23 protein-coding genes and 2 pseudogenes are annotated in these 25,376 nt (G+C 40.0%); 10 read left to right on the plus strand and 15 right to left on the minus strand.

All coding sequences use genetic code 11. The features are described 5' to 3' along the window. Positions 1-20: 20 nt before the first annotated feature. Both C6N34_RS01395 and dapF read right to left on the minus strand, forming a co-directional pair. Positions 21-1,733, minus strand: coding sequence for a diflavin flavoprotein (locus tag C6N34_RS01395; RefSeq protein ID WP_057177739.1), 1,713 nt, complete (start codon positions 1,731-1,733; stop codon positions 21-23). A gap of 320 nt (positions 1,734-2,053) precedes the next feature. Further along, on the minus strand, positions 2,054-2,893 hold the full coding sequence (dapF, locus tag C6N34_RS01400) for a diaminopimelate epimerase (protein WP_057177738.1): 840 nt from the start codon (positions 2,891-2,893) through the stop codon (positions 2,054-2,056). A 59-nt stretch (positions 2,894-2,952) separates the two neighbouring features. On the opposite strand from dapF, the gene C6N34_RS01405 reads away from it, so the two are divergent. Further along, the gene (locus C6N34_RS01405; protein WP_040007880.1) at positions 2,953-3,189 is read left to right on the plus strand and encodes an Hfq-related RNA-binding protein; all 237 of its coding nucleotides are present in this window, start codon (positions 2,953-2,955) and stop codon (positions 3,187-3,189) included. A gap of 24 nt (positions 3,190-3,213) precedes the next feature. Here C6N34_RS01405 and C6N34_RS01410 read toward each other — a convergent pair whose 3' ends face one another. The 3 genes from C6N34_RS01410 to C6N34_RS01420 form a co-directional block, all read right to left on the minus strand. Beyond that, on the minus strand, positions 3,214-5,496 hold the full coding sequence (locus C6N34_RS01410) for a cation:proton antiporter domain-containing protein (RefSeq protein WP_115538858.1): 2,283 nt from the start codon (positions 5,494-5,496) through the stop codon (positions 3,214-3,216). 108 nt (positions 5,497-5,604) lie between these two features. Next, positions 5,605-5,811 (minus strand): sulfur carrier protein ThiS, encoded by a 207-nt coding sequence (gene thiS, locus C6N34_RS01415; protein WP_006275670.1) that lies wholly within the window; start codon positions 5,809-5,811, stop codon positions 5,605-5,607. 42 nt (positions 5,812-5,853) lie between these two features. Then, positions 5,854-6,963, minus strand: a complete 1,110-nt coding sequence (locus C6N34_RS01420) for a hypothetical protein (protein WP_057177736.1) — start codon at positions 6,961-6,963, stop codon at positions 5,854-5,856. Between the two features lie 283 nt (positions 6,964-7,246). Here C6N34_RS01420 and C6N34_RS01425 point away from each other — a divergent pair. Both C6N34_RS01425 and obgE read left to right on the plus strand, forming a co-directional pair. Then, positions 7,247-7,324: pseudogene (locus C6N34_RS01425) on the plus strand (Mo-dependent nitrogenase C-terminal domain-containing protein); the annotation flags it as partial. 60 nt (positions 7,325-7,384) lie between these two features. Next, on the plus strand, positions 7,385-8,404 hold the full coding sequence (gene obgE / locus C6N34_RS01430; protein ID WP_040007883.1) for a GTPase ObgE: 1,020 nt from the start codon (positions 7,385-7,387) through the stop codon (positions 8,402-8,404). Positions 8,405-8,576: 172 nt separating this feature from the next. Here obgE and C6N34_RS01435 read toward each other — a convergent pair whose 3' ends face one another. Next, a complete protein-coding gene (locus C6N34_RS01435) occupies positions 8,577-8,867 on the minus strand; it encodes an RNA recognition motif domain-containing protein (protein ID WP_006275673.1) in 291 nt (96 codons plus the stop codon). A gap of 257 nt (positions 8,868-9,124) precedes the next feature. Between C6N34_RS01435 and C6N34_RS01440 the strand changes: the two genes are divergently transcribed. Further along, positions 9,125-9,265, plus strand: coding sequence for a hypothetical protein (locus tag C6N34_RS01440; protein ID WP_161808582.1), 141 nt, complete (start codon positions 9,125-9,127; stop codon positions 9,263-9,265). On the opposite strand, the gene C6N34_RS01445 is transcribed toward C6N34_RS01440, so the two are convergent. Then, positions 9,262-9,480: a hypothetical protein gene (locus C6N34_RS01445; RefSeq protein WP_006275674.1), complete on the minus strand. Its 219-nt coding sequence runs from the start codon at positions 9,478-9,480 to the stop codon at positions 9,262-9,264. The two genes, C6N34_RS01440 and C6N34_RS01445, sit on opposite strands and share 4 nt — an antisense overlap. 82 nt (positions 9,481-9,562) lie before the next feature. On the opposite strand from C6N34_RS01445, the gene C6N34_RS01450 reads away from it, so the two are divergent. Then, positions 9,563-10,417 (plus strand): DUF3598 family protein, encoded by an 855-nt coding sequence (locus C6N34_RS01450; protein WP_057177735.1) that lies wholly within the window; start codon positions 9,563-9,565, stop codon positions 10,415-10,417. A 29-nt stretch (positions 10,418-10,446) separates the two neighbouring features. On the opposite strand, the pseudogene nrdJ reads toward C6N34_RS01450, so the two are convergent. The 5 genes and pseudogenes from nrdJ to C6N34_RS01475 all read right to left on the minus strand — a co-directional run. Beyond that, a pseudogene (nrdJ, locus tag C6N34_RS01455) lies at positions 10,447-12,477 on the minus strand (ribonucleoside-triphosphate reductase, adenosylcobalamin-dependent); the annotation flags it as partial. 108 nt (positions 12,478-12,585) lie between these two features. Then, complete coding sequence (locus tag C6N34_RS01460) at positions 12,586-13,833, minus strand: reverse transcriptase N-terminal domain-containing protein (protein ID WP_236107281.1); 1,248 nt, start codon at positions 13,831-13,833, stop codon at positions 12,586-12,588. 32 nt (positions 13,834-13,865) lie between these two features. After that, positions 13,866-14,018: a hypothetical protein gene (locus C6N34_RS01465; RefSeq protein ID WP_161489553.1), complete on the minus strand. Its 153-nt coding sequence runs from the start codon at positions 14,016-14,018 to the stop codon at positions 13,866-13,868. Positions 14,019-14,447: 429 nt separating this feature from the next. After that, entirely contained in the window at positions 14,448-14,711 is a 264-nt protein-coding gene (locus C6N34_RS01470; RefSeq protein WP_006275679.1) for a hypothetical protein, read from the minus strand. A gap of 148 nt (positions 14,712-14,859) precedes the next feature. Beyond that, positions 14,860-15,468, minus strand: a complete 609-nt coding sequence (locus C6N34_RS01475; protein ID WP_115538857.1) for a hypothetical protein — start codon at positions 15,466-15,468, stop codon at positions 14,860-14,862. 82 nt (positions 15,469-15,550) lie between these two features. Here C6N34_RS01475 and mnmG point away from each other — a divergent pair, with 82 nt between their 5' ends. Then, the gene (gene mnmG, locus C6N34_RS01480) at positions 15,551-17,491 is read left to right on the plus strand and encodes a tRNA uridine-5-carboxymethylaminomethyl(34) synthesis enzyme MnmG (protein WP_115538908.1); all 1,941 of its coding nucleotides are present in this window, start codon (positions 15,551-15,553) and stop codon (positions 17,489-17,491) included. An 8-nt stretch (positions 17,492-17,499) separates the two neighbouring features. Here the strand turns inward: mnmG and C6N34_RS01485 are convergent, their stop codons facing one another. Further along, the gene (locus C6N34_RS01485; protein ID WP_006275681.1) at positions 17,500-18,042 is read right to left on the minus strand and encodes a hypothetical protein; all 543 of its coding nucleotides are present in this window, start codon (positions 18,040-18,042) and stop codon (positions 17,500-17,502) included. 312 nt (positions 18,043-18,354) lie between these two features. On the opposite strand from C6N34_RS01485, the gene C6N34_RS01490 reads away from it, so the two are divergent. Then, on the plus strand, positions 18,355-20,253 hold the full coding sequence (locus tag C6N34_RS01490; protein WP_057177732.1) for a sensor histidine kinase: 1,899 nt from the start codon (positions 18,355-18,357) through the stop codon (positions 20,251-20,253). 104 nt (positions 20,254-20,357) lie between these two features. Here the strand turns inward: C6N34_RS01490 and cysE are convergent, their stop codons facing one another. Together cysE and C6N34_RS01500 are read right to left on the minus strand one after the other, a co-directional pair. Then, positions 20,358-21,131 (minus strand): serine O-acetyltransferase, encoded by a 774-nt coding sequence (cysE, locus tag C6N34_RS01495; protein WP_006275683.1) that lies wholly within the window; start codon positions 21,129-21,131, stop codon positions 20,358-20,360. An 88-nt stretch (positions 21,132-21,219) separates the two neighbouring features. Next, complete coding sequence (locus C6N34_RS01500; RefSeq protein WP_236107283.1) at positions 21,220-22,875, minus strand: DUF3352 domain-containing protein; 1,656 nt, start codon at positions 22,873-22,875, stop codon at positions 21,220-21,222. 76 nt (positions 22,876-22,951) lie between these two features. Here C6N34_RS01500 and C6N34_RS01505 point away from each other — a divergent pair, with 76 nt between their 5' ends. From C6N34_RS01505 to C6N34_RS01515, 3 genes are all read left to right on the plus strand, one after another. Next, complete coding sequence (locus C6N34_RS01505) at positions 22,952-23,299, plus strand: rhodanese-like domain-containing protein (protein ID WP_115538856.1); 348 nt, start codon at positions 22,952-22,954, stop codon at positions 23,297-23,299. Between the two features lie 288 nt (positions 23,300-23,587). Beyond that, positions 23,588-24,670 carry a heat-inducible transcriptional repressor HrcA gene (hrcA, locus tag C6N34_RS01510; RefSeq protein ID WP_006275686.1) on the plus strand — a complete coding sequence of 361 codons (1,083 nt, stop codon included), beginning with the start codon at positions 23,588-23,590 and terminating at the stop codon, positions 24,668-24,670. 48 nt (positions 24,671-24,718) lie between these two features. Next, positions 24,719-25,366, plus strand: coding sequence for a hypothetical protein (locus C6N34_RS01515; protein WP_057177730.1), 648 nt, complete (start codon positions 24,719-24,721; stop codon positions 25,364-25,366). Positions 25,367-25,376: the final 10 nt, after the last annotated feature.

Raw genomic sequence — 25,376 nt, forward strand, 5'->3', positions numbered from 1 at the left:
CTCAAGAAACCCCATATATCTTAATAATAGTTTCCTACTTTACGGTGACGCACTGCTGTTAAACCATTAGTCTGGGAAACTTTGCCATCTTCAACAGTGCAATATAAGATCCTATGGTCACTACATTCCATCCTGCTGATGACTTCACATTCCATATATGCTAGGGCGTCATTTAAAATTGGTGAACCATTTTTACCAGGTTGAAATTTCACTCCTGCAAATCTATCCATACCTGGTAGTAATCGTTTGAGAAAGTGTTTTTTCAACTCTTGATAGTTTCCTTCTGCTAAGACGTTAAGAATAAAGCGATCGCCTGGTTGTAATAGATTATTAATAGGTCGATCATGGGCAACTGCTATGGTAAATCCCAAGGGTTGAAAACTAGCTTGTGCTACCCAAGAAGCCATCATGCCATCGCTAATTTCACCTTTTTTAGCAGTTATAATATATAGTCCACTACTAATTCTCCCTAGGGCTTTTTCCATGTTCACATCCAGAGATTTCGTCTGGTTATTATTGGTTTTCTCTAGGATCAATTTCCCTAAATTTGTACCTGCTCTAGTACACATTTTATAGGTGGATTCGCTAGGAATTTCTCTCATGCGAATGGCAGTAAATCCCTCTTTAATTCCTAAATCAATAAACTTTCTTCCTAAGATATCTATCGGTTGGTCATCACTGCCAAAAGACTCAAATAAACCTAGGAACTGATGACTTTTGACTCCAGCTAAAATGCAACTAATACCTGCTTGAGCAACCGTTGAAGAACTCGGTGGCATTCCTACAATTAAACCCGATGCTCTAGTGGCTAGTTCTTGAATTTCTGCAAGGTTGTCTCTATGCAAATCAATGATTTCTACCCCCACACCTGTTTTTTGTAAACCATCACCAATTGCATGAGCTAACTGATCACTATATCCATAACCAGAAACATAAAATAAACCTACAGTGTTCTCTGTCTTGGTTTGTTTTTGACTCCAATTTTGATAATGTTCGGTTAGGGTTTCCAGATGATGATAGAGTAAGGGTCCATGTCCACTAGCAATAATTTTAATTTTACCTAGTTCACCCATTCTCTTCATAGCATTTAATAAAGAACGGGAATTTGGACCCATTAGGCAATCATAATAAAATCTAAAATCCGCCTCAATCGCTTCTAAATCTTCGTCGAAAGTGCGATGATCACAAAAGTGCATCCCAAAAGCATCACAGGTGTAAAGAATCTGGGTTTTGCGATCAAAGCTAAAAATTGTGTCTGGCCAATGTAAGTTGGGAGCGCTGACAAATTCTATTTCATGTCCCTTGCCAATATTCACGCGATCGCCACTTTTAACTATTCTTTTAGAAAAGGGACTATGTACCAAACCTTCTAAAAATTGAATGGCAACTCTGGATGCTAATACTGTAGCTCTAGGTGCTAATCTCAGCACGTCTTCTATTAATCCACTATGGTCGGGTTCAGTATGACTAACAATGATATAATCAATGGTCTGAGGGTCAACTAGGTTATTTAGGGTCTCTAAATACAATTGACGAAATTTCTGATGGGATGTATCAATCAGAATGGTCTCTTCACCCTGTATTAAATAGGAATTATAGGTCGTGCCATTTTGTAAACTAAACTCAATATCAAAGCGATCACGATCCCAATCTAGAGAACGAATCGCAATGGTATTGGGAGCAATTTCTACAGTTTGGATGGTCAAACGTGGTGTCTCTGATATCGCTACCATGATTCGTCTTCTATGATTAATAATATTTTTTCTCTTCTACTATTTTCTGGTTAAATTCTTTTTTCGGTTGTAATCAACAATGTATTTTTTAAAAACTAAAATGTATCTTTAGTTATCACCCCATGGAACTTGGGAAAATGCTAAGATTCTATCCTTGGCATTCTAATCTAGCTATCAAGGATAAAAAAGCATAAATTATGGATAACACTAATACTTTAGATTTAATTACTGGAGGACTAGCAGTCCTCATTTTGCTGGGTGGGATGGTGATGATGTTTACCACTGTCTTTACCACCAAGAGATGATTCCACCCAGATCCCTTACATTTTACCGGTAAATACCCGCTCCGCTGGACCGGTCATATAAATCCTTTGATCGGTTTCTGACCATTCAATTTCTAAGTTCCCCCCCGGTAGTTCTATAATCGCCATGCGATCGCATAAATTATTCAAAACTCCAGCAACTAGGGAAGCACAAGCACCTGTACCACACGCTAGGGTAATACCTGCTCCTCTTTCCCACACTCGCATTTTTAAGTGATGAGGATTAACAACCTGAATGAACTCTGTGTTGGTACGTTGAGGAAAAACTGGATGATGTTCAAATTCAGGACCAATAATTTCTAAGGGAATACTCGCTACATCCTCCACAAAGGTAATACAATGAGGATTCCCCATGCTTACACAGGTAATATGCCAAGTTTGGTTCCCAATTTCTAGGGGGAGGTTAATTACCTTGCTGTTACCAGGTGCTAGGGTTGTGGGAATCTCCTGAGCAAGTAAACGAGGTGAACCCATATCTACCCTCACTTGACCATCATCCGTCAGTTGGGGTCTAATTACACCAGCTAGGGTGTGAATTAAATAGTAGTCCTTACTGCGGGAAATTCCTTCCAATTCGGTTAAAAAAGCAGCTAAACAGCGAATACCGTTACCACACATTTCTGGTTCCGAACCATCGGAATTGAAAATTCTCATGGTGTAGTCTGTTCCCTTTTGACCGGGAAGGGCAAAAATAACACCGTCAGCACCAATGCCAAAATGGCGATCGCACATCCTTATGGCCATTTCGGGGGTAATTAGGGGAGTTAGGTCACAACGGTTGTCAATCAGAATAAAATCATTGCCCAAACCGTGATACTTTGTAAATTCTATGGTCATTTTCGATGATCAAATCTAAATTGCTAGTCAACCTAAACCTTATTTCTTCTGTCCCAAAAATGCCACCCATAGAATTTGACACCACTTTACCCAGTATTCGACAAATACAAAACTGGATCAAGCAGAAAACTACTGTGCAGTTTAAATTGACTACTGGTGATACTATCACTGCTAGGATTTTTTGGCAAGATGTTAACTGTATATGTGTGGTGGATTCTCAAGATGACCATATTACAATTAATAGACTGGCTATTGTCTATTTAAAGGTGTCCCATGATAGCAATCCACCAACATAATAGATATTCACTTAATATTCAAATTTATTCATGAACATCAGATAGGGCTTGTATAACAAACGGTTTGTCAAGTAACTTTTCCATCTGCTCTGGGTAGTGTTGAGGCAAGTTACCACATAGTAAAACCTGATCTCCAACTTTCAGATCCACATTGGTGGGATTACCACTTAACTTACCATCCCGACGGATTGCTTGCACTTTTATTCCATAATCTTTATAAATCAAATCCGCCAAATTATTACCCAAAATGGGAGAATTAACCTGAACTGTTACCCACTGACAAGCACTTGCTCCCCCTGGAACTGCAATACTACCCTGGGCAAAATCTACTAAAGCTGTTAGTTCCTCATCTGCACCCACCACCAATAGGCGATCGCCTGATTCTAGTCGTGTACCATTATGGGGATAATCTATTTCTGTGCCATCAGCACGACGAATAGCCATTAAACTAACTCCAATGAGACGACGCATATCCAATTCCTCTAAGGTCATCCCAATTAAAGGAGAATTAACAGGTAGGTCATACCAACGACGGTTTAAATCCTGGGTGACTTTCTGTAGGTGCTGGGAAACTTGAGCAGCAGACCATTCTGGTCGTAAATCCAAATAATGATCTTGACGTATTTGCTGCATTTTTTGCTCTATTAGCTCTTTCCCTAGTCCCACATCCATTAGTAAGTGGGAGGCCATTTCCAAACTAGCTTCAAATTCTGGTTGCACTACTTCCTTCGCACCCAACTGATAAAGTACCTCAATATTCTTATCCTGAGTAGCACGCACCACTAAATCTAATTCCGGTGATAACTCCAAAGCCCTTTTTAAACATAGACGAATGCTTGTAGGGTCAGGAAGTGCGATCGCCATTGCTTTGGCATAGTTTACTCCAGCGGTTTCTAACACGTGAAAACTAACTGCATTACCATATACATAAGGTATTCCCGATTCCCGTAACTGCTGAATTCGACTTTCTGACTGTTCAATCACTACCACAGGTAACTGGTAGGGTTCTAGCAACCGCACCAAATTTTGACCGATGCGACCATAACCACAAATTACCACATGATCTTTGGTGGGTAGGTCTTCTGTAAAATCCTCTGCTCTTTCATCCACTAGATAGGGTTTTAACCAAGGTATAAACTCTACTAAATTAAATAAAAATGGTATGACTCTCAGCACGAAGGGAGTCAACATTAAAGTAACAGCTGTTGTCCCCACAATCAACAAATACACATGACGGGAAACCAACCCTAACACCTGACCCTCACTAGCAAGTACAAAAGAAAACTCACCGATTTGAGCCAATCCTAATCCGGCAATCAAAGCTGTTTTAAGTGGGTAGCGAAATAATTTAACCAAGGGGGTAATAATTAAAAACTTCCCTAGGAACACCAGAGCAACTAAACCCAGAATCAAATCCAGATTTTGCCATAAAAACACCGGATCAATTAACATCCCGATAGAAGCAAAAAACAAACTGGCAAAAACATCTCGTAGCGGTTCAACAATCGTCAATGTTTCGTCCGCATATTCCACCTCAGAAATCATTAACCCCGCGACAAAAGCTCCCATTTCAATGGAAAGACCCAAATATTCGGTTAGGATGGCAATAGATAAACATAAGGTCACCACACCCAATAGGAACAACTCTCGACTTTCCGTGCGTGCTAAAAGACGCAATATACGTGGCATTATCCAAATACCAACAACTACAGCGCCCGCTGCAAATAAAGCAATGCGCGCGATGGCATTGAAGAGTGCTAAACCTATAGATTCTCCTGGTTGATGGAGAGCGGGCAAAATTGCCAGCATTAAACCTAGAGCTAGGTCCTGAATCACCAAAATACCTAGCATCACCTGAGCATGGGTTGTCTCTGTTTCATTGCGCTCCATCAAACATTTGAGAACAACTGCTGTAGATGAGAGAGAAAGAATAGAACCTAAAAATACGCCCTTAGCAGGTAAAGTTTCCCAAGCACCGGTAATACCACAAACAATCACAGTAGTAATAATAGTGAGAATAATTTGTAATCCCCCACCGCCCAACGCTATAGCCCTTACCTTTTTCAGCTGACTAAAGGAAAATTCTACCCCCAAGGCAAACAATAAAAAAGCTACACCAAATTGTGCAAGAGTTTCTACTTGCACTACCTCCCTGATTAAACCCAATCCGGTGGGTCCAACAATCATTCCTCCCACCAGATATCCCAGGAGGACAGGTTGTTTCAGCAAAGCTGCTAACATTCCACCACAAGCAGCGACAGCAAACACTGAAACCAAATCCACAATCAACCGAAAATCTTCTTGCACGGAGGTTCCATCATAAATATAAAGATTATTAATCTTAGTTTACAAAACTTTTCATTTTTTTTACCACATCCTGGAGAGAGTCCGTGACTGTTGTTAAACAATATCCATTTAGCCTCCACCCACAATGGTAACAATTTCCAGGTGGTCACCATCCTGGATTTGGGTTTCTGACCAAAATTGATGGTGTAAAATTTCACCATTGTATTCCACAGCTACCAATCGAGGGTTAAAACCCAGTTTTCGCAGTAATTCTGGTAAACAAGTTGCTGGTGGAACGGTGCGACTTTCTCCATTTACTTGTAAGGTGACATACATGATTTTTCGTAAACCCCAACTTTTTGATAACTTAATCCTCTTTTATGTTAATAGGGAATGGTATGTCTTTTTAAGTGTTTCCTCAATTGAACCCATACTTTTCCACAATTCAATTAGTTGATGGGACTTGGTTTTGCGACTCAGTAAAATTTGTTTTAATGTATCTAAAAACTTAACATCTGAATCATTAATCAAAGCCTCCTCAGCAGCTGTTAGAAGTTTATTAGCCATGTTAAAAATATCCTCATGGTTAAATCCTTCTTTAGCAGAAATTTGATGCAGCTTGGCATCGGGTATAATAGCCCTGTCTAATAAAGTGGTATCTAGTATCAAACCCTTTAATAATGCCAATAGACCTGCATAAATAGCAAAATCATCACAACTATCACAGGCTTTAAACTCTATTCTGCCAATTTCAGCTGGAATCCGAGCTATCTTAGTTAGTGAAGGCGTACTTGTAATCAGCTGTTGTTGGTTCTCTACAAATACTAGGGTAGCAGATCTTTTTCCCGTTCTGATAAAGGTTCTCACCGAAAGTCCATCCCAGAGAGTACCATGATAAAATGGTGAACTATAGGTAAAAGGAACAATAAAAGGACTGTAGTAGGTCAATTTTTGACCGATATCAATTACCTTTTCCATTGGTAAATCTGCCAGGGAAATATTTAAATCTGGTCCATAAGAAACCATATAGATATAGGCAGTTTGTTCATCAGGATACACCTGTAATTGTTGGAGTTCAAAATCATTTAATGGTGGTTGTGGTTCAAATTTACAGGTATAGGGATTAAAGCTGGCTAAAATGGGAACAAACCCCCGATTATTAGCCACTTGGCTCAACAAAGAAAAACTGGTAGTTAATTCATCAATGGCACCTTGAATAGTTGGATGTATGGTAGTTCTAATTTCAATTCCCTTGGGGGAACAATCCAGTAATGCTCCCCCCGCATCAAATCTTTCAAATCCCTCAATATACCATCTTTTCTTTTTAATTCCCGCATCCCCAACTCTTAACTCCAGATAATCATGGGGATAAATGGGCAAAGCATCAACTATTTGTTGAAAGTCTTGAAAATTTGTGCAGTTAAAATCGGCGAACTTTCCCTGGTGGTTGATAAAAGCTACTTCATGTTCAATTCCAAAAAAAAACATATATACTTCTCAAAAAATTTACTGTTAACAATTCACATCATATATCTTAACAGTTCAATTAGCAAGTCTCACCTCCACACCCGATGGTTTTTAAAAACTTACCACCACAAGAAGTAAACCGCAAAATAATCTCCACGAATAATTCCCCATCTATCCAGAAACAGTCATAATAGGAATGACCTACTTAAAAAATTTTTGGGCGTGAGTTTTTATGAGTGCTACTCCCTATACCACAGAACAAATCGCAGGCGGAAAACTTCCTGCGAACAGCAGGTGGCGATCGCAATTAGTTGGGTTACGTTTCCGCGCTTTGTCCTATCTTGCAGATGATTGTCAGGAGGATATTTCCAAATACATCTAGAGATGGCTATAATGGTTTTCCATGGCAAATAATGTCCAAAATGTCCAAGTAATTACTAGTATGCAATTTATAGACCAAGCAATTATTGAGGTAGAAGCAGGTAAAGGTGGTGATGGTATTGTGGCTTTCCGCAGGGAAAAATATGTCCCAGCAGGTGGTCCTTCCGGTGGAAACGGAGGGAAGGGCGGTTCGGTAATTTTTGTGGCAGATCCCAATCTCCAAACTCTATTGGACTTTAGATACAAACACTTATTTAAAGCGGAAAATGGCGATCGTGGTGGTCCCAATAATTGTACGGGTGCTGGTGGCAAAGATTTAATTGTGGAAGTTCCCTGCGGTACTGCTATTTATGATGGAACAACGGATGGTTTATTATGTGATTTAGTGGAACCACAACAACGGTTTCGCGCAGCAGAAGGAGGTAAGGGTGGACTGGGAAATCAGCACTTTCTCAGTAACCGCAACCGCGCTCCAGAATACTCACTCCCCGGTCTGGAAGGAGAAAAAAAGGTTTTGCGCTTGGAGTTAAAACTGTTAGCAGAAGTCGGTATTATCGGTTTACCCAATGCTGGTAAGTCAACTTTAATCTCTTCCCTGTCTGCTGCACGTCCCAAAATCGCTGATTATCCTTTTACTACCCTAATTCCTAATTTGGGTGTGGTGAAAAAACCCACGGGTGATGGTACGGTATTTGCTGATATTCCAGGTCTAATTGAGGGCGCATCCAATGGTGCAGGCCTAGGTCATGACTTCTTACGTCACATCGAACGCACCCGAATCCTCTTACATCTCATAGATAGTACCAGTGAAGATGTTATTGCTGACTATCACACTATTCAAGCAGAACTCAAAGCCTACGACAGAGGCTTGGCTAAACGACCACAGATTTTAGCTCTTAACAAGGTTGATGCTGTGGATCAAGAAGTTGTGGATTTAAATGGACTAGCTACAAGGTTAAATCACCTATCCCTAGCCCCAGTTTTTATTATTTCCGCTGTCACTCGCACAGGGTTAGATGCTATGATGCAAGAAATATGGCAAGTACTAGATCAGATTAATCCTGTTCAAACAAAAATATAAGAACGAAAAAATATGGATGGTAGATCAACATCACCCACCCCGAACAAACCCTAGACACCTCACGGAAGCAAGGCGGTCAAGCTCTGGAGATATCTAGGAGCAACAACTTGCTATTGTTTATATACTATTGGTAGTGTTAAGAGTGCCGAGATTTTTATAGTTTGTCCTCTGACTATCCTTTGGAGTGTCCTTTCCTTGGTCTATTCTCCCTATTATTCTCCTCTTTTGGTTTAGCTTTGTTCACTCTTAGTTGACGACCCATCCATTCTGCACCGTCCAATTCTGATATGGCAGCATCTTCTTGTGCATCTTCGTTCATTTCAACAAAAGCGAACCCGCGCATCTTTCCTGTTTCGCGGTCAGTAGGTAAAACAACTCTTTTTACCTCGCCATAATCTGCAAACACGGCTTTTAAGTCTGCTTCAGTTGCGCGGTAAGAGAGATTTCCAATGTAGATAGTCATTGTGAGTCACGTAATTTTCAACAAAGGGGGATGGTTAGTAAAAAAATGCAACTTGGCAATTTTTTAGCGTTGGTTTGTGGACAAGTAGGAAGCCGATTAGACGCTCTCAGATTTGCCACACCACTCAACACAGCCATCCATTAATATATTGACATAAGCACTGACCTAGAAGATCAGGGATTCTTGACGATTGTCCACAACTTGCTACCTAAGTAGTATTGTTGCTTTCACGTCCGTTTAAAGTCTGCCAATTCCTCATGCCGACCACCTATGTATTTTACACTGGTTTACTCAAAATGGCAAGTAGTTTGGCAAAAATAGCCCAAAAATATGGTTTAAGCACCTGCATGAAGGTGAGCTATAATGCTTACTCATCATGGGTTCTAGACTTTGATTAATCAATAGAAATTTGTTGAGGTTTATTTTTGGCTCCATTTTGGTCATCAGTGGCACTTTTACAAGACTGACATGAGGAAGTTTGCTTATCCAGCCAGGTTTTTACCGGATCCTCAGTCAGATTGATTCGTAATAGTCCAGAGACAAACCCGCTGAGAAAGGAAACGGGATGCTCTTTTAGCTCTTGAAACAGAGGCGATAATTCACTGATAAACATTACACTCTCCACCCATAATGTAATAATGTAAAAACTTATTATAGATTATAGCTGTAGTCACTCGCAAGGGGGGAATGGGCTTATGTTAACTAATTGGCGCAATTTTCTCAAAAATGCTGGGGAGTGGAGGGGCTCATTCACTCGCATCTCTGGTCAAGGGGAGATTTTGGATTCTACTCTGAGTATTTTAAACTTAGAGGCTACTAATAACAACGAAACTGTATTGTTTAGACTACGACGTTTCCAAGGTCATGATTATGATAGTCCTGTTATTCAAGACTATCAACAGGAATATACATCCCTGGCTAAAGAGAATATTTTTTTTGAAACAGGTGCTTTTTCTAAGGGAACCGTGCAACTGGCCCCCTTTGCTGAATTTGGTGCGGAATATGGTTTTGTCCATGAGAACCGCAGGTCTCGTTTGGTGCAATTATATAATAAGGACGGTGAACTAAGTGGTTTAACGCTAATTAGGGAGTTTCGTAGTTTTACGGATGCACAGGAGAGACCCCAACTAACAGTAGAACAGCTAATCGGTAAGTGGCAAGGAATATCGCATACGGTTTACTCAGATCTAAGACCATCCAATAAAGAAACAACTTACTTGGAAATTAAAAAACTAGATAATGGGCATTTAGAAAAACAGCAATTGTTTGCTGGGGAAGAAATGATTTCTCTCGGTAAAATAGTAGACAACAGGTTGATATTTGAACCATCATCCAGACAACAATCTAATCAAAAGTTAAACAATGAGGAAATACTTTTGCCAGATGGTGTGTCTAGCAACGTTCCCCCAAAACTGGAGCGGAGAAAAGAGTTTTTCATCGAAGCAGGTTGGTTAGTCAAAGATACAGAAAGACAAAGACTGATTCGTAGTTATAATGCTCAGGGAGAATGGATTAGCTCCAGCCATATAGTGGAAATCAAAATGGCATGATGGCTGCATCCACCTCCGTTTTTAAAAACCTACGACTTTTCTATAAGCTGTTCGGGAAACATACATTTGTCAGAATCACAAGCAGTTGGCCCTGATTCTATTAATTCACCTAAATCATAACGACTTAGAGCTTGACAAAAATCTTCCGTTCTCCGTCGCAACTTTACCTGAGCGGATAACATTTGATATGTTTTCTGATCTATCGGTTCAAAGGGTAGACGAGGAAAGGTTTGAATATCATCAAATCTCCCTAGTATGGCTGCTGAAATATACCCTTCATCCTTCTGAATGGCTTCATATATGCGAGTTCCTAAGCATTCAACTTCGTCAGATCTCAATTCTAAGGTTGCTGAGGTATTATGGGTAGTATAACACCTCTGTACCTCCATGACAAAATCTAACTGAGCCAAAGCAGAAAATTTGGATACATCTATTTTGTCTGCTCCTGGTAAATCCGCCCAAGAAACCGCTACGGGGATTTCTACTAACCACTCACTACAACGGGGGTCAAAGGGATTATCCAGTAAATTACCTTGTTCGTCTTTATCAGATTGGGAAGGTATGACACTGTACCCATAATCCAAACAAGCTAGAGCTACTGGGTCGTTTTTACGGAAAGTAATCCGACGAATAAATCGTTGCGCTTTGGGAGGGTGCCAACCAGGAGAAGCACCTGTTAATAAGGATTTTGTGCCGCTAGGTTGAACAGTGGTACAACGATTGGGCCTTTTAATCCCATGTTTGTCGCAATATTCCCAAACGGTTTGATGTACTATTTCTCGCCATTTATTGAGATATTTTTGCTCACCCCGTTTAAATATTAGTCCTTCCTGGGTTTCTGGTCTTCCCTGTTCCCACCAATGTAACCACTCCACACCAAAAGCATGAACAAAGAAGTCAAACAACCCCGTGAAGGAAACACCAACAATGGGATCCAATTCTCGACTATGTTGATAGCGGATCTCCTGAAATTTGTGATTTAATAAGGCAGCTACGGATATAGCAGCTGCTTTAAAGGCTTCCTCCTGTTCCTTATAGTTATCAGGATCAATTTGGTTTAAATGTACTTCGGCTAAGTTACAATGGAAGTCAGCACCAATAATTTCACCACAGGGGTTTAAACCATATCTACCCAAACGATGTTCCAGCTCTGAATCTTCCATCTCTGGATAATTTTCTTTTATCCATGTTCTGGCCTGTCCTGTTGCATAAGCATTCAGAAACTGTTTTTTTAGTTCAAGGGTTTTGAGTAAATCAATATTTGCTCTAGCTACTGTTTCACCAGCCCATTGAATTGCTCCTTCACCACTATAATACTGTTTCTGAACAGCTGCAAGGCATTCTTCTAAAGTAGGTTTGTGATGAAACACTCGAGTATGATTGGCCATGCGCAAAGCATCTCTTTCTGGGTCTATGCTCCAGTTTCCTTGAGCATCTTGTTTCCACAGATTATCTTTGGCTGTTGCTCCATTTTCATCCTCTGCAATGAATTGTCTCATACCCGCCGATCTCCGAATATTACCAGCAACAATTGATACGGCAGCTTCGTCTATTAATAGACAGCATTCGACGGAATTTAACTTTCTACCTACAGCTTGGTTGAGAATAGAAGCACAACGAGTATATAATCCGGATAATTTGACTGGGTTAGCAACACCACCAAATCCCTTGAGGGTTTCTCCGGAGCGACGCACATCATCAAGATTTACACACACTTGAATATCATCGGTAAAGCGTATATCCGTAGAGAGTTCTAGAAGGGTTTGGTAGGAATTTACCCAACCTTCTCGACTATCTCCTACATAAATAGTCACCCGATTACCTTCTATAACTGTTTCTGTAAACTCCCGACGGTCTTTTTCTGGAGTGTTGCCAATTTTCCCCTGAATGGTCACCTGTAACCGATTACGAATGGGGGGTAATTGATTAATATACTGGGGTTCAATCACTGCTCCTGTACCACAACCCATCATGGCCAGATCCATCATTAAACCAAATGCTTGCCAATCTATGAGGTTTGTAGAAGTGCAGTTATAAGCTCCAGAGAAATTTTTCGACTTTTTTAACCATTCCGTATGACCCTAAGCCACATTGTCTCCAATATGACTCGGCTTCAGAACCGTGCGTGATACTTTCGCATCACACGGCTCCTCAATGATTTGGCTCTTTTAAGAGTACCAATTTGGGGTTGATGTCTTGGTATAGGTGTCACACTGCTTGACAGCGTTGAGAAATCCATGATGGTAGGTAAGGTACACCGGTTGACTTTCTTCAAACGCACGAAATACCCAATTAGCTTGGTCTTTGGAGCCAAAATATTTCTCGACCCACTGTTTGGTGGATTTGTGATTATGTCTGGCCTTCACCCAGGCAATTAATTTTAAGGTCATTAGGTGGTCTAGCTTTTGGAATGTTTTAGCACTATTAACAGGGAAATAATAGTTACTCCATCTGGTAATGATGGGATTTAGTCGTTTAATTAAGTCTAATTGGGATTGACAAGACTTAAATTTATCTATTTCTTGAGCTAGTTCCCCATAATGGGTTTTAATTGCTTCTTGACTGGGCTGGATGAAAGTTTGATACCTTTGTGGTTGGGAATGGGTTTTGATTTCATATTGGCGGATATTAAAGTCCAGAAAATTGAACCCAGGGGATTTTGTACCCTTGAGAGTTTGCTCCAAGTTGATTTGTATACCTAGATCACTCAGAAACTTCTCAATCAGTATTTTAGCCTTGATAATTACATCGAATTCAGAATCTAGCAGTGCAAATTCGCTGCCATGTCTAATCAAGGTTATTTCCTCTTTTTTACCTGGAATAGTTTTGCCATATTCTCGGACAATTTTTTCCATGCCATGGAGAGCAATACTGACTAAAAGCGGGGAAAGTAAACTACCGGGATGGATTATCTCTTGATTTAATAACCATGAGTTAAGATTGTATATACCCGATTTCATTCCTACCCTTATTTGCCTACGGAGTTTTGGGAAAGTATTTATCTTACTTAATAGCTTTTCGTAGTCAATTTGCTCGAAGTGTTGGGCAAGATTGGCACTGATAACATACTTGCTACCATACCTCATTGCCTCTTTAATAGCCATTATAGGATCCATATAAGTTTTACCCGGTCGGAATCCATAACTATGAGACTCAAATTTAGCCTCCCACTCAGGTTCTAGAGCCAGTTTAATCAATAATTGTTGTGCTTGGTATTCTGTTCTTACTTGGCGAATAGCAAGCATTTTGGCAGACCAGGAATTCAGCAGAGTCTTTTGCAGTTTACGCACTACCTTAACATCTCCCCGACTAGAGGCTTGATAAATTCTCTGTTGCAACTTGTACACAGCCCTTTCTAGCTTACGCCAGTTTATCTGTGCCCATACCACCATCGGTGTTTTCCGTGTTTTAGTCATTTTCATTGCTATATGAAACTCTATCTTCCAAATCATCGGGAATCTGTCAGCTTATTCATACCCATTACAGGTAGACCTTTGCTTCTGATTCCATCTCTTTTTATTAGAGCTTGCGGATTGGTTCCTACTTCCCTATCGACCCCGGAAAGAGCTGCTAATAAAATTACTTCGTTCCGTATAACCATTGATTTGAGTGTTTAGGATGGCACTACTCAGCCGGAGACAGGAAAGCGTGACCTTAATGGTGGTACTTTTGGGTTCCTTAATGTCTCTTTGTCTTTTGACAGCAGCGTATCAACCATTTTTTTCGCTACTTGCTAGGTGACGACTGTTTAGATGTACCTTCACTTTCGTTATCCATGCACTCCTGCTCGCTGGGATTCACCTCATGGTTTGGTGTTACCAGCTTTTTTCCCCGCTTTACCCTTTGATTACCAGTCCCTAGGTAGGGGAAATGCTTTCACTCCCACGCTTGGAGGATAGGACTCTGTGTCTATCACATCACCTATAAGGTTATACAGTTATTTGGGTTCGGTTAACCGTACTTTTTTATTCGGTTGTTGAACCCACCGAATCATCCCCCGGTTCAATTAAACCAGTTTCGATTCAACGAATCACACACCACCAACCCACAACCATCTTCCACTCGGTAAGGCTTTCATCTGTAGTTGCATTTTTTCTAACAGTGCAGTTTCTTCCAAGTTGAGTTTTCCTAACTCTACTAGTCCTTTTAAAGTGCGATCGCATACATCGCTCCAGGATTCTCTTAATCCTGTTTGGGTGCGACGGCTATAGGTCCTGAAAAACACAGGATTGGCTGCGGGAGCAGTTTCGGGAAAGGACGCAATCTGGCGTGGACGTTTCAGTTCTTGAACCATAATTAGTTGGATAAGGTTTACTGACTAACAGATTAAGACTATAACCTCAAGTAGTTTTAGGATCAAAGATTGCTAAATTTGCCACTTTATGCTCTGTTGTTTTTGTATTGGAAGTTACAAATCTATCCACGGAAGATGATCGATAGTGCTATAGTACAATTAATCCCAAGAGAATACCTAGGATTTTATTAAGATCACTGATATAGTAGTTATTTAGGTCAATCAATAACTTGCTTTCTACTAACTGCAAAAATTTCCAAATGTCCCCTGTGGTTAAGGCTCCATAAATAGTTTTAATTTCAGGTGATCCATTATGTTGCTGTTGATTGAACAGCTGAGCTGCTAACATGGTAGCTGCACACTGACCCAAGCCAGCTTTAATGTTTTCATTTTTTGCTTCGACAATAATTGCCACAGGAGCATTAATAATTAATTGCTCCCGAGAGAGACTGATAATAAAATCACAATAGCCAGTTAAACCTTGTTCAGGATCCACATTAAAATCACTGCCAGAAAACAGACTAATTTGATAATTGGCCCTGCGTCGTACTTCCAACAAAATAGGGGCGATGATGAATTCTGATCGCGCTTTTTCCGTATTGATTGCTAGGGCCATTTCCATAGTTTCCCCCAGAGTGCTGATTAATTTATCACTAGGTTCCACGGAGTTGACATGGGCAAATAAATCCGGATCTTCATTAATTTCGATGTGAAATTTATTTCTAAATTGAGTTAAACTAAAATCACTGTACGCCATTTTCTTCACCTTTGGTGCGGTATATAATTACAATTAAAAACACCAACTAAAAATCCCCCAATATTTTTTCACCATAATGATTATGGAAACTACTGTTCAAAATGCTATTCAAAATAATAATCACCATAACATTGAATTTCAAGATGCTTATGATGTAATTGTAGTAGGCGCAGGTCATGCTGGTTGTGAAGCAGCTTTAGCTGCTGCTCGTCTTGGTTGTCCTACCCTATTGTTAACCCTGAATCTGGATAAAATCGCTTGGCAACCATGTAATCCAGCGGTGGGAGGTCCAGCCAAATCCCAACTCACCCATGAAGTGGATGCTTTAGGTGGGGAAATTGGTAAAATGGCAGACCGTACCTACCTGCAAAAACGAGTCCTGAACTCCTCTCGAGGTCCAGCAGTTTGGGCCCTACGAGCTCAAACTGATAAACGTGAATATGCAGCTGTGATGAAGGGAATTGTGGAAAACCAAGAGAACCTGACCATTCGGGAAGCTATGGTAACCGACTTGGTTTTGGGCAAAAACGATGAAATAATTGGGGTTGAAACCTATTTTGGTGTGGCTTTTGCATGTAAAGCTGTGATTTTAACTACAGGAACCTTTTTAGGAGGGAGAATTTGGGTAGGAAATAAATCCATGGAAGCTGGTCGAGCAGGAGAATTTGCAGCAGTGGGTTTAACTACCACCCTCCATCGCTTGGGTTTTGAAACTGGAAGATTGAAAACTGGAACTCCCGCTCGGGTGGATAAGCGATCTGTAGATTACAGCAAAATGGAAATCCAACCGGGAGATGGGGAAGTCCGTTGGTTTAGCTTTGACCCGCAAGTATGGGTAGAAAAAGAGCAAATTCCCTGTTACATGACCCGCACTACTCCAGAAACCCATCGTCTCATTCAAGAAAATCTAGGTCTATCTCCCGTATATGGGGGTTGGGTGGATGCTAAAGGTCCTCGTTATTGTCCCAGCATCGAGGATAAGATAGTGCGGTTCGCAGACAAGGAAAGTCATCAGATATTTATTGAACCAGAAGGAAGAGATATACCCGAACTCTATATTCAGGGTTTTTCCACGGGATTACCAGAAACTTTGCAAATCCTCATGTTGAGAAGTCTTCCGGGTTTGGAAAAATGTGTGATGTTACGTCCAGCTTACGCTGTGGAGTACGACTACTTGCCTGCAACTCAATGCTACCCATCTTTAATGACTAAAAAAATAGAAGGTCTTTTTTGTGCCGGACAAATTAATGGGACAACGGGTTATGAAGAGGCAGCTGCTCAAGGATTGGTGGCGGGCATTAATGCGGTTCAGTTTGCCCAAGGTCGAGAAATGGTGATTTTTCCCCGGGAACAAAGTTATATTGGCACTTTAATTGATGATTTGTGCACGAAGGATTTACGAGAACCCTATCGTATGCTCACCAGTCGCTCAGAATATCGGTTGTTACTAAGATCTGATAATGCGGATCAACGTATGACCCCCCTAGGAAGAGCAATAGGTTTAATTGATGACAGAAGATGGAATTTGTTTACTAGAAAACAAGAACAAATTATTGGGGAAAAGGAAAGACTCCATTCCACCAGAATTAAGGAGCATGAGGATATTGGTAGGTTGATTACTCAACATACTCAACAGGTTATTAAGGGTTCCATCACCCTCGCAGATCTGTTGCGTCGTCCAGAAATCCATTATTCTGATTTGGAAAGATACGGACTTGGCAATCCCCATCTCCATGGAGCGGAAAAGGAAGGTGCGGAAATAGATATTAAGTATTCTGGGTATTTAGCCAGACAGCAAAACCAAATCGACCAAATCGCTCGTCAAGCAAATCGCCATCTACCCCCCAATTTGGATTATAATTCTATTACCACTCTTTCTAAGGAAGCTAGGGAAAAACTCACCACGGTTAAACCTCTCACGGTTGGACAAGCATCCCGCATTGGAGGAGTTAACCCTGCTGATATTAATGCCCTACTTGTCTATCTGGAAACTAGACAAAATTTGACCACATCCCCTTGGTAATAATGGAGTTAATGTTCTATTATATAGCCAGCCCACATAAAACTAGCAGTTAATACGGTAGCTAGACCCACCAAAATACCCCTTAATAGTTTGACCTGGGAGCGGAGTTGTGTTACTTCATGGTTAACTTCATAAATTTGGTCTTGAGTCATGGGAGGTAGGGAATTAATATCTTTAATTACTTCCACCCTAGGACTTGGTAAGGGTGTAGGTTGGGGGGGTTTAAACTCTATTTGGGTATGTAACCAGTCAGCAATGAGTTGGGGGCAATTTTTTTTGAACCATTGCCAAGCAATCATCCGGAATGCGGGTTTGGATGTTTTCGAGATCCATTTTAAGAGCTTATTTATAGTACCGTAGCGAAACTTTTGGTTAATTAGATTATTGGCACCGATATCATAAAGACAATTCAAGATTAGTTTAATAGTGGACTCTTCCCTTTGAAACATACTAGATAATAGTATTAACACATCCTGCATTAGTTTTTCTTCTAATTGAGCTTCGGTGGGTAATTTCCCGAATTGGTTGGGTGCGGGCAATTGTTGAGACATAAATTTGACACACTCTCAGTAGAAGCAGTGTAAGTTAAAGTGAGTATTTACAAGGTGGGAACACACTTGAAAATACGGATAATTAACGTCCTTGCCAAAAGATAGCACCTTGAGCGGTATTAATTAACCAGTATTCAACCGATTGTTAAAAAAACTTAATATCCGGATGAAAATTACCAGAACTGGAAAGCACTATATGAACTGGTAGATAGATTTTTAATTTTTGTGGCGTTGCAGCAGTGTTGAATCTGATATGGCAAGTGTTGTACCGTAGCGATGATAGTGTATACATTTTTGGAAGTGAGTCCTGCGATGGTTAAACTCCGTCAATCTTCCTTTAGACGAATTTTAGTAACCAGAATATTACTGGTCTTTGTTCCGGTTTTATTAATTGGGGAAATAGCCGCACTGAATAAAGCACGTTCAAGCTTGCTAAATAATGTTCGGCAAAATTTAATTGATAGTGCGATTAATAAAGGAGAGAAAATTACAGATGCGATCGCCACCCTAGAAACCAATTTACTGACAGCTACTCAGACTCAAGCGATAAAATCGGGGTCAGTTATAGAAGTGGAAAAATTAATCAAGCAAATAGAGAGATTATTGCCCAATCAAATTGATTGTATTCAACTCAATCATCTTGATAATAGGGATGATAGGAATCCGGTGATTGCTAGTAGCTGTGGCGATCAACCTTTGATAGAAAATAGTATGTCATGGATTAATAGTCAATTTTCTGGTGGAATTAGTCATCAGGTTCACATTACACCAGTTTTACCATTGAAATCGGGAATTACTGGTAAACGTCCTGCAGAAAACCAACTGGAATTAGTTTTGTCAGCACCAGTGTATAATCAGCGGGGAAATTTGGCTTATGTTTTAATTATTAAAACTACACTACACCGACAAATGGAAAATCAACGAGGTTCTCTCATTGGTGCTTTAGTAGTGATTAGTGAAGACGGGACTATTCTGGCCCATCCATCTTTAGAAACCATAGGAACTAATATTAATAAATATACAGATTTGCAGCAGCTAAAAGGAGTTATTAAAGATGCTCTTGAGGGTAATAATAACTCCATAAATTTTCATTTTAGCGACGGAGAGGACTCGGTAGCTGGGTATACAGCTATTCCCAATCCCATTACTAAACAAAGACAGGAAAAATGGGTGATATTAGCTGTTGCTAGTGTTAGAGATGCTCTTTTAGGATTAGATCAGATTAAACTGATACTTATTGCTTTAACAGTTGGTTTGGTAGGTGCTAGTTTATTGGTTTCCTTGTATTTGGCACCTTTGTTAGCAGATCCTGTAGAGGAGTTAAGGGACTATGCTTTAAATATTCACAGTCATCATGCAGTACAACCAATTCCGCGCAATTTTAGAATTAAGGAGTTTAATCAATTAGCTCAAGCACTGGATCAAATGGTGGAACGACTGAAAGCATGGACAGAAGAGTTAGAAATGGCTTGGAAGGAGGCTAAATCAGCTAACACCGTCAAAAGTCAGTTTTTAGCCAACACATCCCATGAATTGAGAAATCCCCTCAATATTATTATTAACTGTGTGCGTTTAGTGAGAGATGGTTTATGTGACGATAAGGAGGAGGAATTAGAGTTTTTAAAAAAAGCTGATGATACAGCAATTCATCTTTTAGGGATTATTAATGATTTGTTAGATATTTCTAAAATAGAAGCTGGTAAACTTTCGGTGGTGATGATTCCGTTGGAATTACGCCAATTATTACTAGAAGTAATTAATTTACAATCAGTCAACGTGCAAAAGAAGGGACTGCAATTAAAATGTGAAATATCAGAGCAAGTTATCCCTATTAAGGGTGATAGAATCAAACTCAAACAGGTGCTGATCAATGTTATTGGTAATGCCACTAAATTCACTGAAGAAGGAAGTATTACAATTAGCACTAAAGTTATCAAACAACATAGTAAATTATATGTGGTTATTTCCGTGGTGGATACTGGTATAGGTATAGATCCACAGCAGCAGCAAAAATTATTTCGTCCCTTTGTGATGGTAGATGGTACGACCACGCGCAAATTTGAGGGAACGGGTTTAGGATTAGCTATTTCCCGCAATTTGATTGAATTAATGGGGGGGAAAATTACTTTGGAAAGTTTGGGTTTAAATCGGGGAACAACGGTTAAGATTATTCTACCACTTATAGATATTTCTCTGCTTATTAGTAGTTAGGTTGACCCAATAATTTAAGTGTTATTTGACTCCCCGGTCTAAAGACACGGGGGTTCAGGAGAAGTCAACCATATTTGCACATTTTAGACCCAAATTTTTGATAACTAAATACCCGCACCATCCAAAAATTCTTGTATGGCTTTATCGCGAATATGACAGAGTTTCTGTTCCCTAGGTGATTCTTGATCTGCTATTAGTTTACCCACTAAAACTGGGCTCTTCAGATAACTAGGGAAAGATGGAATTGGGTCTTTGAGATTTTTGATTTCTTCCTCTAGCATTTCAATACGATTAACTAAAGCTCGAATTGCTTCTGCTTCAGAATCAGGTAGATTATTATGTTCCAAGGGAGCAATACGCACCCCTGAACGATAGATAATTCTCCCTGGTATACCAACAACAGTACAATTGGATGGTACATCCCTGAGTACTACCGAACCTGCACCAATACGAACATTACTACCTATTTGGAGATTACCTAACACCTTAGCACCCGCACCAACAACCACGTTTTCTCCCAGGGTGGGGTGACGTTTACCGCTTTGTTTACCCGTACCACCTAGGGTTACACCCTGATATATAAGAGCATAATCACCCACAATGGCAGTTTCTCCAATCACCACTCCCATACCATGGTCAATAAATACTCCTTTACCAATTACCGCACCTGGATGTATTTCCACACCCGTGAAAAATCTAGCTATCTGGGAAATGAGACGGGGAATTAGGGGAATACCCATGGTATGTAGGGTATGTGCTATTCTATGGAAGATGAGAGCTTGTAAACCCGGATAGCAAAATAAAACTTCCAACCAGTTGCGAGCAGCTGGATCCCGTTCAAAGATAATACGAAAATCGTCACGCAGTGTAGATAGCATCGAGATATTATCCAAAAAAGCTACTTTCTTATTTTAAATCATAGGGCACTAGATTTCCAACTCTGGTGAAAAATATTGGTCAAAGTCTTTAATCTTTAAGCTGGAAAAACACTCCACCTTTCCACATCCCTGGGTTCTGACCATAATTGTTAATTGTGAGCGATCGCAAGTTTTTAAAAAGTGGTTGAGCGAACAATTCCCCCAATGGAACTAGGGGTTGTTGACTTTCGAGAAATCTTTGACTTTTTTGCCAGTCCATATACACATAACCCTGGTTGGTTTGTGATCTATGACCAGCAGCTGTCTTAAATTGGCGGTTTTGGGTAAGGGGATTTTCTTGATGGGTGAGGATTTTTTCCATTGTTAAAATATCGGAAGCAAAAATTTCATAGTTATCAACTGTTGTATGAAGACCTATGATTTGTGCATCTACAACTTTATTAAGGAATTTTAGTTTTGTCCATGCAAAAATTGTTTGGTCATTTAATGGGAACGAACTAACATTAAATCCCTGTTTTACAGCTACAGTATTTAAGTGAGCAATCCCCTGGATTAGACTGGGGGAATTTTCCACAATAAAGGTCCAATGAGTATTATCCTCCAAACTAGGAAAAATCCCCAGAGCATATTCGCCATCTATCCAACTGAAAATATCATTGGCCAAGGTGATTCCTAATTGTTCTTGAATTTCCCACAAATGTGGTAATAACCTACGAGTACCTATAGTTGGGGATCCGTAAATAGTAGTTGTTGCTTGTTGCCAAAGTTTATTTATACTACTCTCCTCCTGGAGATTAGCGCCAATAATTGCTAAACCAACAGATTCCGGAAGATAATTCACAGCATTATTTAACCTTGCCCTAGATGCTTGGTTAGGAACCGGGGATGGGTTAAAAAATCCAGTTTCTACCAACAAACCATCAGGATTTAACACTAAGGAAAGAAGCTGACTATCATAGTTGGCAGAACTTGATGTTTCTGGAAACTCTAAATTTTGCCATCTTGCCAAATATGGTAAATTAAAATATCCCAGAGCTAGGGCATTTTTAGGCAGTTCTTGAATAGCTTTTTGATATTTGGGAGAACTGACTAAATTCAAATTCGGAGCTTGAACATTATTAATTGACTCTTTTAAAACCTTGATATCATTGGCAAACAAAACATATTTACCTACAACCGCACCAGCTAAAGAACTGTTGATTTCAAACCCCGAAAATTGACTGGATATTAACTTGTTTTCACTGGGCAGATCATAAACCAACTTTGTACCATTATATTTTGCAACTTCTAGTGTTTTTCCTAATAAAGCTCTTTGAGAAAATAATAATTTAATAAACTCCCGGCTTTCAGTTGGATCCTCCGTTTCCAATATCATTAAATATCCCGGTTGCATGCCATTATCTGGGTTACGGTCTAGATCCCCAGTGGTAACAACCAAGCTAATTTCCTTACCTAACCAGGATTGAATATCATTAGTTATATTTTTTGCCAATAATTTGGCGATCGCCTGAGTAAATTCCCGGTCTAAAGATTGTAACTCCTGGGGATTAACCAGTAGAGATATCATTGCAGGTGATGTTCGAGAAACAAACATACTAGCCCCCGGGTGAGAAATGGGGGTAATAGTCTTACTTGTATGGGGGAGCCAGTATAAGCCAGTAGTAGCAATTAACAGCAAAGTAATAATACCAGCCAAGATCCAACCAAAAGATAAGCGTTGATAATTCGCGTTCAAATTATTCACTTTTAACCTACTTTCCCGCTTTTTTGTCGCCACCATATAGTATAATTTGAGTTGGCAGTTTAACAATTATGTTACGATGACTGATCAATCTTTTAAAGAAATTCGAGTTCAAGAACTACAACAACGTTTAATCCAGGATGGTTCAAATTTACAGTTACTAGACGTGCGAGAACCACAAGAGATTGCCATAGCACAAATTTCTGGTTTTGTCAATCTCCCCCTGAGTGAATATAATCAATGGCAAGGAGAAATTTCCACCCGTTTTGATACTTCTAAGGAAACCCTGGTATTATGCCACCATGGTTCAAGATCTGCTCAAATGTGCCAATGGCTTTTATCTCAGGGATTTAGAGACGTTAGTAATATTGTAGGTGGGATAGATGCCTATTCTCTCTTGGTCGATAACTCCATACCTCGATATTAAACACTGTGTTTACAGATAGGAAGTGCTTCATCATCTTGCTACCCATTAAAAGGTAGCTTTTTGTATCAGCAAGCACAAACTTTTGTAGAAAATTTATGGGAAGATTGTAGAATGGTTGGATATGGGTGATCCAGTATAAGTAATACAAATATAGACAGGTACTGCAACTTGTTAGACTTTAGGTTTGTTAAAGTAATAGATTTTTAATTTCCCTTTATTTTTCCCTTGTCCGTGTCGCGAGACAAACTTTTGCACCCCTTAAAATACGCCTTCACCAAAATATACTTTATGCAAGTCCAGCTGACAAATCGACAACAACATATACTATGGGCAACGGTAAGACATTACATTGCCACGGCGGAGCCAGTTGGTTCAAAAGCTTTAATTGAAGAGTTTGACCTTGGTATTAGTTCTGCCACTATTCGTAGTGTGATGGGCGTTTTAGAGAAATCGGGTTTATTGTACCAACCCCATACTTCTGCGGGTAGGATTCCCTCGGATTCAGGTTATCGTATATATGTGAATCAGCTGATGAAACCGTCAGCAGCTTTAGTCAAGGAAGTGGAATCCACCTTACAGCAGCGACTACCTTGGGATGATTGGAGTTTAGAAGCCTTATTACAGGGTGCGGCACAGATTTTAGCGACTTTAAGTGGCTGTATTACCCTAATTACCATGCCACAAGCTAACACTACCCAAATCAGACACTTACAACTTTTACAAGTGGAAACGGGAAAAGTCATGGTGATTGTGGTCACTGATGGATATGAAACCCATTCCAAAGTGGTGGACTTGTTCCCAGAATCGGGTGTAAATCAACTGGAAGCAGAAACGATTGACAGAGAACTACAAATACTTTCTAACTTTTTAAATACCAGCTTGCGTAACTATACCTTATCAGATCTAGCCAATATGAATTGGAGTGAATTAGATCGGGAATTTCAAAGTTATGGAGAACTGTTGAAAAAGTCCTTGACAGAATTACTCAAGCGTGCATCCAATCCACCAAATAGCCAAATTATGGTGCGGGGTGTGGGAGAGGTATTAAGACAACCGGAATTTTCCCAGGTGCAGCAAGTACAAACAATAATGCATCTCCTAGAAGAAGAACAAGAACAACTATGGAAATTAATATGTGACGAACCGGAGATAGAAGAAACTGGTCAACCCAAGGTAACAGTGCGCATTGGCACAGAAAATCCCTTAGAACCTATGAGAACCTGCTCCCTAATTTTTTCTAGTTATCGTAGGGGTACAGTACCTGTTGGAAGGGTAGGAGTTTTGGGACCAACTAGGTTAGACTATGAAAATGCCATTGCAGTGGTAGCAGCAGCAGCAGCATATCTTTCGGAAGCATTTAACTACTATTGATTTGCTATTGATGTTATGGTTTTAATTGGTGTGTAGAGGCGTGACAAAATGTTCAGAAGAATCATGTTATTGGCAATATGGCTAGGGTTTGTCAGCTACGCCTTTTTCCTTGCTCCCCCTGATAACTTTCCCTTAACTGTAGAGCTAATCAAAAACCTGTGTATAGGAAATTGGCAAGGTATTAATCCTGTGATTATCGCCCTATTTTATTTAATGGGAATTTGGCCTTTGGTGTATAGTGCAGTCTTGTTTTTTGATGGAAGGGGACAAAAAATAGTGGCTTGGCCATTTGCGTTTGCATCCTTTGGCGTTGGTGCTTTTGCCATTTTGCCCTATTTAGCTTTAAGAGCAGAAAACCCAGAATTTACGGGGGATAAAAACTGGTTTTTAAAAAATTTCGACTCTCGATGGACAGGAATTTTATTAACTTTAGCAGCACTGGTTTTGGTAGGATATGGGTGGAGAGGGGATGGGTTTGATTTTGTTCATCAATGGCAAACCAATAGATTTATTCATGTAATGACCCTGGATTTTTTGCTACTGAGTCTATTATTTCCCATACTATTGGGAGATGACATGACGCGACGGGGTTGGCACAATCATCGATTATGGTGGTTATTTGCCTTGATTCCCCTTTTTGGTCCTTTGGTTTATTTGTGTGTTAGACCACCCATAAAAGAATCAACCTCCCAATAATACCGGAGGT

The organism is Cylindrospermopsis raciborskii Cr2010, assembly GCF_003367075.2.
GTDB classification, from domain to species: domain Bacteria; phylum Cyanobacteriota; class Cyanobacteriia; order Cyanobacteriales; family Nostocaceae; genus Raphidiopsis; species Raphidiopsis raciborskii.